This is a genomic window from Pseudomonadales bacterium (genome assembly GCA_024234215.1).
GTDB lineage: Bacteria > Pseudomonadota > Gammaproteobacteria > Pseudomonadales > UBA5862 > JACKOQ01.
The window spans coordinates 669,183-686,849 of record JACKOQ010000001.1; the positions used below are offsets into that span (position 1 = coordinate 669,183).

The following is a 17,667-nucleotide window of genomic DNA, read 5'->3' on the forward strand; positions in this document are numbered from 1 at the left end:
CGATTTTTGCGATCTGTCAAACCCAACTGCTCAAAGGAGATCAACCGATGAACTCACAACTCAAACTGCTGGCGGCCGCGGTGGCGCTGGCCGGCTCCGCCACTGCCAATGCGGCGATGGACAACTTCATCAGCGGCAACAGCAGCCTGGCCTTCGTCGCGCTCGACTCGGTCGGCTCGCCGATCTCGGTGATGATGGACCTCGACTTCAGGCTCGACGACTTCCTGCCGTCGAACCAAGGCGCCGCCGGCACCCAGATCGTCTGGGACTTCAACCAGAACAGGCTGACGGTCAATGGCGTGCTGTCGACCAGCACTCAGACCAACTGGAGCAGCGCCCTCGGCACCTTCCAGGCCACTGCCAATGCCGGCGAGACCAAATGGGCGGTGATCGGCGGTGATTCGCTGTCGACTGCCAGCACCTCGACGCCGATCCGCTATCTGAGCACCAGCACGGCGCCGCTGACGACGCTGCAGAACCAGACCAAATTCAACCTATCGGGTTTCTCCGGCGTCGACAGCCTGTACAACGCCAACAACCTGCTGCAGAGCGCCGCCAGTGGCCAGAATGGCAGCACGGCCACGGCCGGCGCCGCCTATGTGGGCACCCCTGATGCCTTCAACGTCGCGGGCACCTGGGAGAACAAGACCATTGGCTGGAGTGCCTATGCACTGGAGGGCGAAGCACAGTCGCTCTACCTGCTGAGCGGCGACAACGGCATCAGCTCGACCAAGGCATTGGCGGTGCAGTATGCGCTGGACAACCCGACCGGCCCGGCGACCTTCCATTACAGCAGCGGCGTGCTGACCTACTCGGTGCCGGCACCGGTGCCGCTGCCGCCGGCGGTCGGTTTGATGGCGGCCGGCCTCGGCCTGCTCGGCACGCTGGCGCGCCGCCGCGCCGGCCAGGCGGGCTGACCCCGGCCTGAGCCGTTCGCTGCCACCGCCGGGGTGCGGTGGCAGCGGACCCTCCTCGACGCTTCTGTTGCGCGGTCGCCACCTCTGGCGTCACCGCAGGTTGCGGTCGCGCTGAAAAAGCCGAGAAGAAGTCGATTCGCCTCTCATGTCTTTTGTGCTTTGACTTTGACCATGTTCTTGAACCCACCACAGGAGAAAACGACCATGCAACTGAAATCCCTCGCCCTCGCCGTCGCCGCCCTCTCTTCTGCCGGGCTGGCGCAGGCCTACACCGACAGCGCCACCAACCTCTACCTGACCGGCGCCTCGGCGATCCGCAACAACGTCGCCGCCGCGATCAAGGCGCAGTGCACTGCCGATGGCGGCACGCTGACGGTCTACAAAAATGGCGCATCGACCAGCTCGCTGGCCAACCAGATGGCCTATGTCTGCTCGGCAGCGATGGCCGGCACGCCGATCACCACGGTGCTGCACACCGTCACCGGCGGCTCGCTGAACTCGATTCTGGGCATGTCCGACGACGCCGCCAAGCAGCAGACGCCAGTGTCGCTGACCTCGGGCTGCACGGCAGCGGTTGCCGGCAGTGGTGCGCTGGCTGGTTACAGCGTGCGCGCCAACTGTGCGCTCGAGACGGCGGCCGCCCCCTCTGACGGCGGCTTCTCCGATGTCGAGTACGCGCCGGTGCGCGAGCAGGTCGATGTGCTGAAGAGCGATGTCGATGGCTTCAGCGTCGACGAGGTGACCCAGGGCTTCACCGGGGTGGCCCAGGTGTTCGGCTTGGCGGTCAGCGAGAAGCTGTACAAGGATCTGCAAGCGGCGCAGGGGCTGACCGCTGCCGGTTGCACCGCCGGCGATCCGCTGCCGGCCTGCCAGCCGTCGCTGAGCCGCGCCGACGTGGTGTCGCTGATCAACAACAATGAGTTCACCGCCCACAAGAGTGGCGCCGAGGCGCTCGGGCTGACCGCTGGTGCGTCGATCGAGTATGCCCGCCGCGTCACCACCTCCGGCACCCAGAGCTCGGCGCAGGTGCTCTTTCTCGGCAAGGGCTGCCTGACCGGCAGTAACGGCGGTGAGTTGCAGGTGATCGGCGATGAGATCGCCGCCGGCGCCACCCAGAGCTACAACGGCGGCCTGTTCACGGTGTCGGCCAACTCCGGCACCGGTGACGTGATCAACCGGTTGAACGCCGCCGGCAACAGTGCCTACGCCTTCGGCTGGGTCTCGGGCGAGAACCGCGCGCCGAGCACCACCACCGGCTGGAAGTTCATCAAGCTGAATGGTGCTTACTTCTCGGATGGCACCAGCACCGGCCTCAACAAGCAGAACGCCATCGATGGCGGCTATGACTACTTCGTCGAGGCGGTCAGCTACAAGGGGCCGGCGGCCAAGACCGACGACGCTGAAGGCACGCTGCTCGACGCCATCAGCGGCAAGATGGCGACGGTGACCGCCGATGGCGGCCCGGCCACCGTTGGCCTCTTCATCATCCCCGAGAACACGGCCGGCTACAGCCATGCCGACCACCCGACCGAGGTCTCGGTCTACCAGCGCGGTGGCTCGGGCCCCAACTCCTGCCAGCCGGTCAGCCGGCCGTTCTGAGCGACTCGTGCGTGATCTGACGGCCGGGGGTTGACCCCGGCCGGGCGGGCGCGACCCGGCAACGGCCTCTTCTGCAATGGAAGGGGCCGTTGCATTTTTCTGGAGGGTGTTTCATGCCGCGAGGCTGTCGATTCGATGCACGGATGCCCCGCCGGTTGGCGCGCTGGCTGCCGTGCGCGCTGCTGCCGTGGAGCGCGCTGCTGTCCGCCGAGGCGCCGGCCGCAGCGCCATTGCGTTTTGATGTGCTGGTCTATCTGGTCGATGGCAACAGCGTGCTGTCGACGCCGGAGATCGAGCGGGCGGTCTACCCGTTTCTGGGTCCGCAGCGCAGCGTGCAGGAGATCGAAGCCGCCCGCGCGGCATTGGAGAAGGCCTATCAGCAGCGCGGCTACCTGACCGTCAGCGTCGAACTGCCGGAGCAGCAGGTGGAGAATGGCGAGGTGCGGTTGCAGGTGGTCGAGGGCCGGGTGGAGAAGCTGCGTGTGACCGGGGCCAGATACCACCTGCCGAGCACGATTCGCGAAGGCTTGCCCAGTCTGGCCGCCGGCAGCGTGCCGCAGTTCGGTCAGGTGCAGCAGGAGCTGGCCGATCTGGGGCGGCAGCCCGACCGGCGACTGACGCCACTGCTGCGACCGGGCAAGGCGCCGGGCACGCTGGAGGTGGAGCTGCAGGTCGAAGAGCAGTTGCCGCTGCATGGCACGCTGGAGGCCAACAGCAAGCAGAGCCCCAACACGGTGGCCGGACGGCTCGAAGGGGGGCTGCGCTATGACAACCTGTTCCAGCTTGGCCACACCTTGGGGCTCAACTGGATCCTGGCGCCGGGCAACCCCGACCATGCCGACATTCTGACGCTCAACTACGGGCTGCCGTTCGCAGGGGGCGATTACGCCTATGCCTTCATCACCCGCTCCGACAGCGATGTGCCCACCGGTGTCGGTGGCGCCACCGTGGTCAAGGGCACCTCGCTGGGAGCGCGTTACCGCATCGACCTGCCCAACCGCGGCGGCCTGTTCAGCCACGGCTTCAGCTTCGGGGTCGACCACAAGGACAACCAGGATGACCTGACCCAGGCCGGGCTGCTGGTGCCGCGCTCGCTCAAATACTGGTCGCTGGCGGCGCGTTATGACCAGAGCCGTTTCGACAGTGGCGACGGCGTCACCGCCAACTTCGACCTCAATCTGACGCTCGGCATCCGCGGTCTGGCCGAGCGCACGGTCGACTGCGACGGGGTGCCGACCGATCAGTTCGCCTGCAAGCGCTTCAATGCCCAGCCCAACTTCATGGTCTGGCGCGCTGCCGCCGAGCAGCGGCGCCCGCTCTGGAGCGGCTGGACGCTGCGGCTGCGCGGCGAGGCGCAGTGGGCCAACGGGCCACTGGTGTCGCAGGAGCAGTATGGCAGCGGCGGCAGCAGTTCGGTGCGCGGCTATCAGGAGTATGAGCAGTTTGGCGACCAGGGCGGCCTGCTGAGTCTGGAGCTGGGCACGCCACCCTTCTGGCAGTGGAGCGCGTTGAAATTCAGCGCGCTCGGTTTCGTCGAGCGCGGTCAGGCCTGGCTGATCGACGCGCTGCCCGGCGAGGATGCCAGCATGGCACTCGCCAGCTATGGCCTGGGGCTGGCGGCCGAGGGCGACGGCTTCAGCAGCCGGTTCGAATGGGGCATGCCGCTCTTTTCCACCCGTCACACCCGCCGCAACGATGGGCTGTTCTATCTGTCGGCCCGGGGCGAATTTTGACGATGACGGCCGAACACCACGGCAGGAGCTAGCATGAACCGAGGCATCCACCGGCTGATTTTCGACCCGCGGCGCGCCATGCTGGTGCCGGTGGCGGAGTCGGTGCGCGCCCGCAGATCCACGGCGGCCGGCAGTGGTCGGCTGGTGGGGCTCTGCGCGCTGCTGACCCTGCTGCTGCCGGCCGCGCTCTGGCCGCGGCTGGCCAGCGCGGCCCGGCCATTGCCGAGCTCGGCGACCCAGGCACCCCAGGCCAACCTGCCGCAGGCGGCGGCCCAGTTCAACCAGCTCGGACGGGCCACCCAGGCCGTGGATGCGACCAACCCGCAGCGGCTGCTGGTCGAGCAGCAGGATCAGCGGGTGATTCTCAACTGGTCGAGTTTCGACATCGGCCGGGACCACAGCGTCAGGTTCAATCAGCCGACCGGCGGCTCGGCGCTCAACCGCATCGGCGGCAGCTCGCCGAGCGTCATTCTGGGGTCGCTCGAAGCCAATGGTGAACTGATTCTCTACAACGCCAATGGCGTGCTGTTCGGCAGTGGCGCCACCGTCAGCAGCGGCAACTTCATCGCCACCACGCTGAACATCGCCGATCAGCAGTTCGAGCAGGGTTTTCGCAACATCACCCGCCATGCGCCGGCCTTCGCCGCGGCCGACGGCGAGCTGGAGGGTTTCGTGCGGGTCGAGGCCGGCGCCAGCATCGCTGCGGCCAGTGGCGGCGACATCATGCTGTTCGCGCCACGGCTGCTCAACGAGGGGCGGCTGAGTGCACCGAGCGGACAGGTGGCATTGGCCGCCGGGCAGAAGGTCTATCTGGCGGCGTCGCTCAACCCCTCCGAGCGCGGCCTGCTGGTCGAGGTCGATCCGTTCGAGGCCGCGGTCACCGGCGGTGATCCGGACTACAACCGGGCCGAGAATGCGGCCCGGGGTTCGACCAGTACGCTGAGCAATGGCCAACTGGTGCAGCGGGTCAATGAGATCGTCGCCGAGCGTGGCAGCGTCAGCATGGTGGGGCTGTCGGTGCGGCAGAACGGCACGGTGCGGGCCACCACCGCGGTGAAGGGACAGAATGGCGCGATCCGTCTGCTGGCCCACGGCAAGACCGTCAGTGCCAGCCACAGCGATGGCATCACCGGCCACACGATGGCGGCCGCCAGCGAATTCGGCGAACTGGTGGTCGGGCCGCAGAGCGTGACCCGGATCGATGCAGATACCAGCAGTGCCACCCAGCTCGATGCCGAGCCCTTCTACAACTCGACCGTCAGCCTGGAAGGCAAGCAGATCCATCTGCAAGGGGGCGCGCAGATCATCGCGCCCGGTGCCGGCGGCGTGACGCCGGCGGCCGATGCCCAGTATCCGGAAACGCGGCGCGGCGTCACGCTGCGTGCCAGCGCGACGCCGCTCAGCTCGGGCGCACTGGGGGTGGCCAATGCCAGCAGCAGTGACGACAGCCGCATCGTCATCGATCCCGGCGTGCTGATCGATGTGTCGGGCAACGATGTCGATCTGCCGATGCAGCGCAACGTACTGACCGGGCGGCTGTTCTCGATCCAGTTGGCCGACTCGCCGCTGCAACGCACCGGCGTGCTCTACCGGCAGGAGATCTCCTTCGACCTGCGCAAGGGGCTGTCGATTGCCGATGTCGACGACTTTTACGGACAGATTGGCCGCACGGCGGCCGAGCGGCTGACCGCGGGCGGCCGCATCGACATCCGGGCGGATGGCGCAGTGGTGGTCGGTGAGGGGGCGACGCTCGACTTCTCCGGCGGCAGCCTGCGCTATGCCGGTGGCGAGATCCGCACCACGCAGTTGCGCAAGGGCAACCAGCTGGTCGACATCAGCGCCGCCCGGCCCGACGTGGTCTATGACCAGATCATGCCGTCGACGCGGGGCCGTTATGAACCCGGCTATGTCGAGGGCAGGAACGCCGGCGAGCTGACGCTGGTCGGACGGCAACTGCTGCTGGATGGCACCCTGCGCGGCGGCGTGCAGTTGGGACGTTATCAGCGCGGCGGTCCGGCCGGCGCCAGCCCGCTGGCAGGTCGCCTGCAACTGGGCATGGTGGCGGGACCCGCCGCATCGCCGGACCACTATCTGAGCAGCGTGCTGCTGGCTGCGGCCGGTGGCGAGCGCGTTGGGGCCGACTTTTTCGCCAATCCGTTCACGGCGCTGCTGCCGGCCGCGCGCACCGCCACCACCACCCTCTCGTCCCGGATGCTGATGGCGGGCGGGCTGGGTCGCATCGAGTTGCTGGCCAATGATCGGGTGCAGGTCGCCGCCGACAGCGACCTCGATCTCGGTCCGGGTGGCAGCTTCACCGCCACGGCCCGGCGCATCGAGGTGGAGGGTCGCATCCAGGCCGCGGCGGGGGGCATCACCCTCAATGCCCGGCCGACGATTTTGACCGGCGCCACGCCGGCGCCGAACGCCGGGCTCTCGGTGCTGCTGGCGCCGTCGGCCCGGCTCGACACCGCAGGGCGCTGGAGCAACGATGCGCTGGGCACGCTGCACGGGACGACCTTCGATGCCCCGGTGGCGGTCGGCGGTGGGTCGATCAAGGTGGCGGCTTACGATTCGGTGCTGCTGGCGGCGGGTGCGGCGCTCGATGTGTCGGCGGGGGCCTGGCGCAGTGCCACCGGCAAGGTCAGCCAGGGCGCGGCCGGCGCCATCGATCTGGCCGCCAATGTCGGCAATGGCGATCCATTGACGCAGAGCGGCACGGTGCAACTGGCGGGCAGCGTCACCGGCTACGGTTTTGCGGGTGGGGGGCGGTTGACGCTCTCATCGCTGGAGATCACGGTGGCCGATCTGGCCAGCGGCGGGCTGTGGCTGATGCCGGCATTCTTCTCCGATCACGGTTTCGAGACGATCGACTTGCGGTCGATCGATGATCTGCTCATCGCCGATGGCACCCGGATCGACGCCCGCTTGCGCAACCGGGTGCTCGACATCGATGCCGCCGATCGCCCCAGCGGCACGCCGATCAGTGCGCTCAGCCACTTTGCCGTGCCGGGCGAGCAGGATGAGGTGGCCAACAGGCCGGTCAATCTGAATTTTGCCGCCACCCGTCTGCCCTCGGCCTCGGCCGGCATCACCGGTGCCAATCTGCAGGTCGGTCGCGGTGCCAGCGTGGCCACCACGGCCGGTGGCGCATTGAGCTTCAGCGCCGGCAACAGCCTGACCGTGGCCGGCACGCTGCAAGCCTTGGGCGGCACCATCGATCTGTCGATCGAGGGGGTGCGCGGTGGCTCGGCCAGCGATCCGGACAAGATCGGCTTTCTGCCGGCACAGGCGCTCTGGCTGACCGACACTGCACGGCTGCTGGCCGGCGGCACCGCCGAACAGTCCTACAGTCCGCTCGGCCTGCGCAGCGGCGTGGTCCATGGGGGCGGCACGGTGACCTTGAACGCCAACCGTGGCTATCTGCTGGCCGAAGCCGGTTCGCTGATCGACATCAGTGGCCATGAGACGACCTTCGACCTTTACGCTGGCAGAGCGAATGCACTGATCTCGCGGGATGCCGGCAGTCTCACCCTGACCTCGCCCGAAGGCATTCTGTTCGACGCCACGCTGCGGGCGATGGCGCCCAGCCCGCATGCGCTGGGCGGCCGCCTGGCGCTGTCGATCAGTCGGCAGGGGCTGGACAACTTCACCGAGGGCACCGCCTACCCGACCGGCGAGCGCAAGATCCTGCTCCAGCGTGACGGCACCGTGCTGCCGGCCGGGCTGCATCCGGGCGATGTGCTCGATCTGGCCCTCGGCAATGGCGTGGCCGCGCTGTCGGCCGCAGCGGTGGAAAGCGCCGGGTTCGCCTCGGTCAGACTGCGGGCCGATGACCGCATCGAATTCACCCAGGATGTCGCACTCGCCACGGCGCGTGCACTGGAACTCGACAGCCGGGTCATCTCTGCCCAGGGCAGCGCGGCGGTGCTGCTGGAGGCGCCCTATCTACGGCTTGGCGACAGTGACATTCAGCCGGTGGCCGGCATGGCCGCGCCGACGGCGGCTGCGGGCATGGCGACATTGACGGCCCATGCCGACCTGATTGATCTGGTGGGCACGCTGGGTTTGCAGGGCTTCTCTGCCACCCAGCTCAATGCCGCGCGCCACGGCCTGCAGCAGGGTGAGATTCGCCTGCATGGCGCGCCGCTCAGCGGCACGGCACAGCGCGGTGCACTGCTGTTTGCCGGCACGCTCGATCTGACCGCCGGGCAGATCACGCCGACCACCTTCTCCACCTTCGACATCACCGGATTGTCCGGTGACTCGCTGCTGCGCACCCATGCGCCAGTCGGCGGTTCGACCGCGGCACTGCCGCTGTCGGCCTTTGGCAGCCTCAGGTTGAGCGCGGACGCCATCGAGCATGGCGGTGTCATTCGCGCGCCCTTTGGCCGACTGGAGCTGGCCGCGACCAACCGGCTGGAGCTGCTGGACGGCAGCGAGCTGTCGCTCGCTGGCAGCGGTCTGACCGTGCCGGTGGGCACCACGGTGAATGGCAGCAGCTGGAACTACTTCCCGCTGGGAACGGCTGCCGGCAATGCGGAGCTGTTCCGCACCATCACGGCGCTGCCGGTCGACCGGCAGGTGCTGCTGAATGGCGGCACGATGGCCATCTCTGCCGGGGCGCGGGTCTCGGCGGCCGGTGGCGGCGCGGTGCAGGCGGCGGAGTTCATCGCCGGCGCCGGTGGTTCGATCGACTATCTGGCCAGCACGCCGGGCCTCCATGCAGTGCTGCCCGGTTACAGCTTCGGCTATGCGCCGCACGATGCCCAGATTCAGGCCGGCACCGACCTGCTGCCGGGTGAGCAGATCGTCATCACCATGGCGGGCTCGGCGCTGGCGCCCGGCCGCTACACGCTGTTGCCGGCGGCCTACGCCCTGCTGCCCGGCGCCGTGCTGGTCTCCAGGGCGGCCGATCAGGGCAGCAGTGCGCTCGACCGGGCGCTGTTGCTGAGCGATGGCAGCCGGGTGGTGACCGGCTATCGCACGGTTGCTGGTACGGCGGCGATGGACGATCTCCAGCGCTATCTGGTCGAGCCGGCCGCGACCTTTCGTGCCAAGGCGGAATATCGGCTGGTCAGCGGCGATGACTTTTTCAGCGGGCAGGCGGCCCGACTCGGTGGCGATCCGGGTCGCCTGACGCGGGATGCCGGACGGATTTCACTGGTGGCCAACCAGTTGCTCGACTGGAAGGCGCTGTTCGATCTCTCCGCACCACTGGGTGGCCGGGCCGGGGAGTTCGATCTGGTGCTGCCGAACATCGTGCTGACGCGGGAGGGTGAAGCGGCGTCGGCAGGGCACACGGCGGCCGATGGTTACACGCAGGTGAGCATCGACAGGCTGATGGCCACCGGCGCCGGCAGCATCCTGCTGGGGGGTACGCGCAGCGGTGATGGGGTCGTCTCCATCACCACCGGCAGTGAGCGGGTGCGTGTCGAGAGTGGCCTGCAGCTCGATGAGCTGCTGCTGGCGGCGCGCAGGGCAGTGGAGGTGGCCGATGACGTCGACATGAGTGCCACCGGCCGCCGCGACAGCGCAGCCGGGCAGTTGAATCTGAGCGGTGATGGCGCGCTGCTGCGCATCTCCAACCGCATGGGCGTCGACCTGGTGCGCAGCGGGGTTGCGCGTGCCGCTGGCTTCGGTGATCTGCTGATCGGCGCGAACACGACCTTCAACGCAGCGCAGGTGGAGATCGACGCCACCGGCAGCCTGACGCTCGACAGCAGTGCCCGCCTCTTTGCCGACGCCTTTGGCCTGGGTGCCGGACGCATCGCCTTCTCGGCCGCTTCGCCCGAGGGCGATGGCGTGGTCATCGAGGGGGCGCTGCTCGACTCGGTGCGTGGCGCCAGCAGCCTCTCGCTGCGCAGTTACAGCACCATCGATTTTCTCGACAGCCTCGATCTGGCGCTGGTGGGCAGTGGCCGTCTGTTGCTGGATGCCGCGTCGCTGCGCGGTCTGGGCGATGCAGATGACGTGGTGCATCTGCGTGCGGGCGAGGTCCTGCTGCGCAACAGTTCGGGCGGGGCGTTGGCGGCACAGGGACAGGGCAGGCTCACCATCGAGGCGCAGCCGCCGCTGCGTGACCGGGTCACCGGTGGGCTCGAACTCGGCGGTGGCAGCCAGGCGCTCGGCTTCGATCAGGTCACATTGAGTTCGGCGGGTGACCTGATCTTCTCCGGCAGCGGCCAGCTCACCACGCTGGATCGGCTCGATCTGCTGGCGCAGCGGCTCACCACCACCACTGCCGCTGACCACACCGTCACGGCCGGCGGTGTGCTGACCATCGGCAGGCCGACCGCGGGCCACAGCCTGAATGAGCGCGTTGGCCTCGGCGGCAAGCTGACACTGACCGGGCAGCAGGTGTTTCAGCATGGCACCATCGACCTGCCCGGCGGGCAGATTTCGCTGATCGCGACCAACAGTGCCAATGCCGTGCAGGGCATCGAACTGTCGGCCGGTTCGATCACCCGTGCCGGTGGCTTCGCCACCACCCTGCCGGAGGGTGGGGCGGCATTCGGCGATGCCGGGTGGATCGATCTGACCGCCCGGCAGGGCGCCATCCTGATCGATGGCAGGGTCAGTGTCGCGGCCCAGGCGGGGGGTGGCCATGCAGGGCGACTGAGCCTCTCGGCGATCGGCAGTGATGGCACGCTGATTCTGGGCGACAACGCACTGCTCGAAGGCGAGGCCGGTGACGGCGGCGCGGGTGGGAGCTTCTCTGCCGACCTGATGACGCTGCCGGATGATGCCGCCGACGGCAGCGATGGACTCGATGGAGTCGCTGCCGCGACCGGCGACTTCAGCCACCTCTTCAACCTGCGGGTCGGCAGCGGCGATGTGGCCCTCAATACCGGGCAGGTGAAAGCCGGGCAGATTCTGATTTCCGCCGATGCCGGCAGCCTGACCATCGGCTCGACCCTCGATGCCCGTGCCGCCCGGGGTGGGGTGGTGCAACTGAGCGCGCGGGATGCGCTCACGCTGGCGAACGGCGGACGCATCCTGGCCAACTCGACGCGCGCGGGGGCGAATGGGGGTGATGTGCTGCTCTCTTCCAGCACGGGCCGGGTCACTGTCGCCGCCGGCGCCGCCATCGATGCCGGCGGCGATGACGACAAGGATGGCCGCGTGGTGTTGCGGGCCGAACGCAGTGGCACGACAGTCAAGGTCGATCCGATTGCCGGCGTGATCAATGCGGCCGAGGTTTCGATCGAGGCGCTCAGGCGCTATGTCGGCAGTTCGATCAAGAGCGGCACCACCCTGGGTGCGGCCATTGGCCAGAGCACGCTGCTGGCGGACATCACCAGCTTCATGGCGAACAAGAGCGCGATTCTGACCGCGCTGGGGGTGGCCACCGATCCGCGCTTTCATCTGCGGCCGGGCGTGGAGGTCACCTCAAGCGCTGATTTGACGCTGACGAATGACTGGAACCTCTACGCCGCGAGCCGTCCCGGCGGTGAACCCGGCTTTCTGACGCTGCGCGCGGCCGGCAATCTCAATATCAGCAACAACCTCAGCGATGGTTTCAATGGGCTGCTGCGCACTTCGCTGCTTCAGTCAGGCGATGCCTGGTCGATGCGGCTGGTGGGTGGTGCCGATCTGGCTGCGGCCAATCCGCTGGCGGTCAACCGCAACCCGATCGGTGATCTGACGCTCGCCGGTGGCAAGCTGCTGCGCACCAGCTCCGGCTCCATCGAACTGGCGGCCGGGCGCGACATCGTGCTGGGTGGCACCACGACGGCGCCGGCGACCGTGATGGTCACCGGCACGGCCTCGACGCTCGCTCCGGCGCTCGCGGCCGAGTTCACCACGCCGGCCAACGCGCTCTTCACGGCCCATGGCGGCCGACTGACCGCCAGCGCCGGGCGTGACATCCGCAGTCCGGTCAGCGACCAGACCCTGATCAACAACTGGTTCTGGCGCTCCGGACGGCTCGATGCAGGTGGCAACTTCTCATCGAGCAGCCTGGCCTGGTGGAGCCGCCTCGACCTGTTCCGTCACGGCTTCGGCTCCTTTGGCGGCGGCAACATCCTGCTCAGCGCCGGGCGGAACCTTCAGGATGTCGGCGCCTTCGCCCCCAGCTCGGCACGCATGACGTCGCGGATCCCCGATGCATCGAAGCTGCTGGTCGAGAATGGCGGCGACATCGAGGTTCTGGCCGGCGGCGACATTGCCGGCGGCAGCTTCTTCGTCGGGCGGGGTCAGGGGCTGATCAGGGCGGCAGGCGAAATCGGCAGCGGCACGGCACTCAATTCGACCATCGGTCCTCTGGCGCCGGTGCTGGCCCTCAATGACGGCGGCTGGACGCTGCGTGGCCGCAGCGACGTGGCGATCACTGCCGCGTTCAACCCGACCATCATGGTGCCCAACAGCAGCAACAGCGGCAGCTTCTTCTACAGCTATGGCAGCAGTGCCACTCTGAATCTGGCCAGCACGGCCGGCGACTTTCACTGGCAAGATCTGAGCAGCGCCGGGCTCAACAGTCTGCGGGCGCTGCCCACCGGCACCGGCACCCTGAATGAAGATCTGGTCAGTTTCGTGCCGGTCACCACTCCAACCCCCTACATCGCACCGCCCCGGGTAGAGATCATGGCCCATGCCGCGGATGTGGTTCTGTCCGGCAACCGCAACAACACGCTGGGGATCTCTCTTTACCCGTCGACGCTGGGCAGCCTGGTGCTGCATGCCGGTGGTGATCTGTTCCTCAACAGCTCGCTGCGGATGATGGACAACCGGCTCGCCGACCTGGCCGGGGTCACCAATCCGGTCTTCACCGCCACCAACAGCGCCATTCTCGGTCTGGTGGGCAGCACCATCGGTTACGACATCAACAAGCTGCTGTTCACCGACCTGCATCAAGCGGACAGCAACCCGGTGCACATCGATGCTCGAGGCTCACTCAATGTCGTGGACGGCAAGAAGCTGATCATGCCCAAGCAGGCGCTGCTCAGTGCCGGACAGGACATCCTCAATCTGACCCTGTTCGGCCAGCACCATCGCAGCACTGATGTCACCCTGATCGAGGCCGGTCGCAACCTCCTCAACACCACCTTGCTCGGCAACAATGGTCTGATCTCGCTGGCGGGGCCCGGCAGGCTGGAGATCAGCGCCGGACGGCAGCTCAATCTCGGCGCCTCGGCCGGGGTGGAGACGGTGGGCAACCTCTACAACGGCACGCTGCCGGTCCAGGGCGCAGCGGTGCAGTTGGCGGCGAGCCAGGCGGCCACGCTCGATGCGCAGGGGCTCGATCAGTTCTTGAGTCGCTATCTTGCCGCCTCCGGTGCCCCGAGCGGCGCGGATTACCGGAATGCACTGGTCGATCAGGTCAGGCAGACGCTCGGGCAGGGCAGAGAGGTCGAATACGGCTACGACGATGCACTGGCGCTGTTCCGTGGCTTCGGCAGTGAGGCGCAGGTCGCCTTCATACAGCAGGTTCTGGCACAGGAGTTCGCCAACAGCTATCTGCAACCGGGCCAGACCTATTCGGCAGCTTGGGCCGCGAATGCCGCTGCGGCCGGGGTGGCGGTGGACCACCATGCCGGCAGGGCCTTCGAGCAGATGCGCCGCGAGGTCATGTTCAACGAGATCAGGCTGGCCGGCATCGCCGGTGCGGCCGCCAGGGGTGCGGCTGCCAAGGAGGCAGGCTATGCCCCGGGCTACCGGGCCATCGAATTGGCGGGCCATGGCGCACCCTTTGGCTTCGTTGGCGGCATCGACCTCAGCCAGAGCAAGGTGCAGACCAAGAGCGGTGGCGGCATCGACTTCGTCAACCCGGGCGGTGGAGTGAACGTCGGGCTGAGTGCCGAGGTCTCCAACGTCATCGGCCAGGCCAAGTCGGCGGACCAGCGTGGCGTGGTGACCTTTGGCGGTGGCGGCATCCGCGCCTTCACCGATGGCGATTTTCTGGTCAACGCACAGAAGGTCTTCGTGATCGGCAGCGGCGACATCCTGCTGTGGAGTTCCAACGGCAACATCGACTCCGGCAAGGGCTCGAACAACACGGTGACGGTGCCGCCACTGGTGCCGAAGGTCAATCCGCTCGACGGCAGCATCTCGTTCGAGTTGCCGACCCTGGCCACCGGCAGCGGCATCGGCATTCTGGCCGCGGCCGGCAGCAGCGCGGATGGCGCGGCCTACCTGTTTGCACCACGTGGCGAGGTGATTGCGCTGGATGCCTTCATTCGCGCGCCAGTCATCTTCTTCGATCCGGAAAAGATTCGTGGCGCCGACAACGCGCTGGGGGTGGCGCCCAATCCGGTCAGCGCGCCGGCGGTGCCGACAGTGACCGGCCTCGGCAGCAGCGCCACGCAGAACAGTGAAGCGCAGAGCAGGGGCAGCGAAGCGCCCCAGCGTAGCGAACGCGAGAGAAGCTCGATTCTGACGGTCGAGGTGCTGGCACTCGGCGAGATGCCTGCCGCTGCCGGTGGCGCGACAGGCCCGGAGCCGGCGACGGAGGGCGATCCCGACGAGCGGAAAAAGAAGAAATCGATACAGTGAGTGATGCCGGCTGTGGCGACGAAGCCGATGGCAGGGAGCGACCGAAGCGGGCAGGACTCGCGCCTGCCGATGCGGGGGTTGTTGAACCGAAGCCGCTGCGGCATGCTTTGGCACCGCTGCGCCGCAGACAGGAGAGCTCGATCGATGCCGGAAAAACCTTTTTCCCAAGCCTGCGAAAACAACCGGCAGCCGATCGTCGAGCTGTTGCAGCGCATCCTGGCCGACTGCCGTGAGCTGCTCGAAATCGGCAGCGGCACCGGCCAGCATGCGGTCCACTTTGCGCCGCGGCTGCCCCAGCTGCGCTGGCAGACCAGTGACCTGGCGCAGCACCATGCCGGCATCAGTGCCTGGCTTGCCGAGCAGCCGGCACCCAATCTGCTGCCACCGATCGAACTGGATGTCGACCGGTTGCCATGGCCGGTGGCCGGCAAGGATGGCATTTTCACCGCCAACACCTGCCACATCATGGGCTGGTCCACGGTCTGCAACCTGTTTCGTGGTGCGCAGGCGCTGCTGCCGAGCGGGGGCCTGCTGGTGGTCTATGGTCCCTTCAACTATGGGGGCGAGTTCACCGCGCCGAGCAATGCCCGTTTCGATCTCTGGCTGAAGCAGCAGGCACCGCAGATGGGCATTCGCGATTTCGAGGCGGTGGACCGACTGGCGAACGAGGCCGGCATGACGCTGCGCGAAGACAACGCCATGCCGGCCAACAACCGGCTGCTGGTCTGGCAGAAGCGTTGACCTTCGCGGTTTTCATGCCCTTTGCCGGCTGTGCTACAGTTAGGATCGTGAATTCGCGCACGAATCCTGTCGAGGGCCGAGGCCGGCGTGCCGATCGATGACCTGCTGTTTCAAAGCCCCATGGACTGTCCCGGTTGAGTGACCGATGACCAGACCGAACCATCTGTACCAGCTCATTCTCGTGCTCACGCTCGCGCTCTGGAGCGCCGCGGCCGCGGCGACACGTGGTCCGGCGGCGCTGGAGGTCGATCCGGAGCTGCGCAGCCATCTGCTGAAGGTGATTCGCGACGATGAGGCCTCGCTCTTTGTCGACCGCTTCGATGCCGAAGTGTGGATGATGGACATGGAGCAGCGGTTGCGCCGCTTCGTGCCGGCCACCCAGGAGCGGATCACGCTGCTGCGGCTGGTGCACCGCGAGTCGGTGCGTCATGGCCTGCGGCCGGAGATTCTGCTGGCGGTGATCGAGGTCGAGAGTCTGTTCGACCGCTATGCGGTCTCTTCCAGCGGTGCCCAGGGGTTGATGCAGGTGATGCCGTTCTGGCGCAAGGAGATCGGCCGTCCGCATGACAACCTGACCCAGACCGAAATCAATGTCCGCTACGGCGCCGCGATTCTGGCGCACTACCTGCAACGTGAGCGTGGCAACCTGCCCAACGCGCTGGCCCGCTACAACGGCAGTCTGGGGCAGGCGTGGTATCCGCGCCGGGTGCTGAGTGCCTGGCGAAAACACTGGTATCTTGGCGAGATCTGAACGCCGCCAGGCGTCAGCCCTTCTCGTTGGCTGGCCGCCAGCGATGCGCCATCTGCCGCGCGGTATCGAGCGCCAGATGGAGTGACCTCAAGCGGGCGAGCAGATGCAGTGCCATGTCGATGCCGGCCGCGACGCCCGCCGAAGTGATGACCTTCCCCTCGTCCAGATAGCGCACCCCCTCCACCACCTGCAGGTCACCAAAACGGGCAGCCAGTTCGGCGCAATCTTCCCAGTGGGTGGTGACGCGGCGGCCGGCGAGCAGGCCGGCCTGCGCGGCCAGAAAGGCACCGGTACAGACCGTGGCGGTGATCTGCGCGCCTCGGGCAGTGGTGGCGATCCAGTCGATCAGTGTCGCGCGATCGAGCAGGGCGTCGATGTCACCGCCGGGCAGGAGCAGCAGGTCGATCGCGGGGTGCTGGTCAAGGCCGTGGCTCGGCATCAGCAGCAGATCGCCGCGACTGCGGACCACGTGGCCGGGCTGCTCGGCCACGGTGATCAGCTCGAACAGCGCCGGTGCCGCAGGGTGGGCACGCCGGTGCAGCCGCGCGGCGGTCGAGAACACCTCGAACGGGCCGGCCAGATCCATCGGTTCGATCTGGTCGAACAGCACAAAGGCCACTGTCATCGGCGATGCGGAGGGTTGTTGTCGGATGACGAAATCATCGAAGCGCTGCGTTGGCAATGGATCGACCCGTACCCGGTCGACCCGGGCCAGTGCTGGGCCGCGCCGCAGCCACTGTGCGAGCGCCGTGACCGCCTCTTCTTCGCCGCTCATCACCACTTCGACCTGCCCATCCGCCAGGTTGCGGGCATGGCCGGTGACGCCCAGTCGCAGGGCTTCGCGTCGGGTGGCGGCGCGAAAGCCGACCTGCTGTACCTTGCCACTGACGAGAACATGCAGGCAGCGTGTCATGCCGTACTCCGAAGGTCGCTTTGCTCTGGCGGATAGGTTAACTTGGGGCCCGCCGGTCCGTAAAATGTGAACCAGCGCACAACATCGACCATTGCACGGGGTATGGAGATGACCGAAAAGAGCATTGTGATCGAGGCCATCGGACCACAGAGCACACGCTATCAGGAGCTGGCCAAGGGCATTCAGGCGAGCTTTCGCGGCCGCGGCATCGTGGTGCAGGCACCCAGGACCAAGAGCGAATCAAGCTGGACCAGCGTCATCATCTCGGTCAGCAGCGGCATCGAGACCGACCTGCTCAACAACCTGATCGACCTGCTGACGACGCTGGCCGATGGCGAGCAGGAGAAGCATGACCTGTCGATCCATCTGGAAGGTGACGAGGTCTTCTATGACCTGCAGAAAGAGAAGCAGAAGTTCCTGACGCGTTATCCACAGATGAAGCCGAAGTCAGGGGCCGTGACCAAGGCGCGGTCGACCGACGACCTCGAAGAGTCGGCCATCGAGTAGCGGTCGACCCTTGCA

Annotated in this window: 8 protein-coding genes; 7 read left to right on the forward strand and 1 reads right to left on the reverse strand. The window is 67.3% G+C overall.

The genetic code is table 11. The annotated features are described in order from the left end of the window. Positions 1-47: 47 nt before the first annotated feature. From H7A13_03340 to H7A13_03365, 6 genes are all read left to right on the forward strand, one after another. The gene (locus tag H7A13_03340) at positions 48-917 is read left to right on the forward strand and encodes a hypothetical protein (protein ID MCP5332379.1); all 870 of its coding nucleotides are present in this window, start codon (positions 48-50) and stop codon (positions 915-917) included. 204 nt (positions 918-1,121) lie between these two features. Then, a complete protein-coding gene (locus tag H7A13_03345; protein MCP5332380.1) occupies positions 1,122-2,516 on the forward strand; it encodes a hypothetical protein in 1,395 nt (464 codons plus the stop codon). A 113-nt stretch (positions 2,517-2,629) separates the two neighbouring features. Continuing rightward, positions 2,630-4,249, forward strand: a complete 1,620-nt coding sequence (locus H7A13_03350; GenBank protein MCP5332381.1) for a ShlB/FhaC/HecB family hemolysin secretion/activation protein — start codon at positions 2,630-2,632, stop codon at positions 4,247-4,249. A 33-nt stretch (positions 4,250-4,282) separates the two neighbouring features. Further along, complete coding sequence (locus tag H7A13_03355; GenBank protein MCP5332382.1) at positions 4,283-14,740, forward strand: filamentous hemagglutinin family protein; 10,458 nt, start codon at positions 4,283-4,285, stop codon at positions 14,738-14,740. Between the two features lie 144 nt (positions 14,741-14,884). Continuing rightward, on the forward strand, positions 14,885-15,481 hold the full coding sequence (locus tag H7A13_03360) for a DUF938 domain-containing protein (GenBank protein ID MCP5332383.1): 597 nt from the start codon (positions 14,885-14,887) through the stop codon (positions 15,479-15,481). A gap of 145 nt (positions 15,482-15,626) precedes the next feature. Beyond that, positions 15,627-16,232 (forward strand): lytic transglycosylase domain-containing protein, encoded by a 606-nt coding sequence (locus H7A13_03365; GenBank protein MCP5332384.1) that lies wholly within the window; start codon positions 15,627-15,629, stop codon positions 16,230-16,232. 13 nt (positions 16,233-16,245) lie between these two features. On the opposite strand, the gene H7A13_03370 is transcribed toward H7A13_03365, so the two are convergent. Continuing rightward, complete coding sequence (locus H7A13_03370) at positions 16,246-17,145, reverse strand: acylphosphatase (GenBank protein ID MCP5332385.1); 900 nt, start codon at positions 17,143-17,145, stop codon at positions 16,246-16,248. Between the two features lie 108 nt (positions 17,146-17,253). Between H7A13_03370 and H7A13_03375 the strand changes: the two genes are divergently transcribed. Further along, on the forward strand, positions 17,254-17,652 hold the full coding sequence (locus tag H7A13_03375) for a hypothetical protein (GenBank protein ID MCP5332386.1): 399 nt from the start codon (positions 17,254-17,256) through the stop codon (positions 17,650-17,652). Positions 17,653-17,667: the final 15 nt, after the last annotated feature.

What these genes read in the sequence shown, in the direction of transcription:
- H7A13_03345 (MCP5332380.1), top strand. Translation starts at nt 1,122, where the DNA reads ATGCAACTGAAATCCCTCGCCCTCGCCGTCGCCGCCCTCTCTTCTGCC.
- H7A13_03340 (MCP5332379.1), top strand. Translation starts at nt 48, where the DNA reads ATGAACTCACAACTCAAACTGCTGGCGGCCGCGGTGGCGCTGGCCGGC.
- H7A13_03370 (MCP5332385.1), bottom strand. Translation starts at nt 17,145, where the DNA reads ATGACACGCTGCCTGCATGTTCTCGTCAGTGGCAAGGTACAGCAGGTC.
- H7A13_03350 (MCP5332381.1), top strand. Translation starts at nt 2,630, where the DNA reads ATGCCGCGAGGCTGTCGATTCGATGCACGGATGCCCCGCCGGTTGGCG.
- H7A13_03365 (MCP5332384.1), top strand. Translation starts at nt 15,627, where the DNA reads ATGACCAGACCGAACCATCTGTACCAGCTCATTCTCGTGCTCACGCTC.
- H7A13_03375 (MCP5332386.1), top strand. Translation starts at nt 17,254, where the DNA reads ATGACCGAAAAGAGCATTGTGATCGAGGCCATCGGACCACAGAGCACA.
- H7A13_03355 (MCP5332382.1), top strand. Translation starts at nt 4,283, where the DNA reads ATGAACCGAGGCATCCACCGGCTGATTTTCGACCCGCGGCGCGCCATG.
- H7A13_03360 (MCP5332383.1), top strand. Translation starts at nt 14,885, where the DNA reads ATGCCGGAAAAACCTTTTTCCCAAGCCTGCGAAAACAACCGGCAGCCG.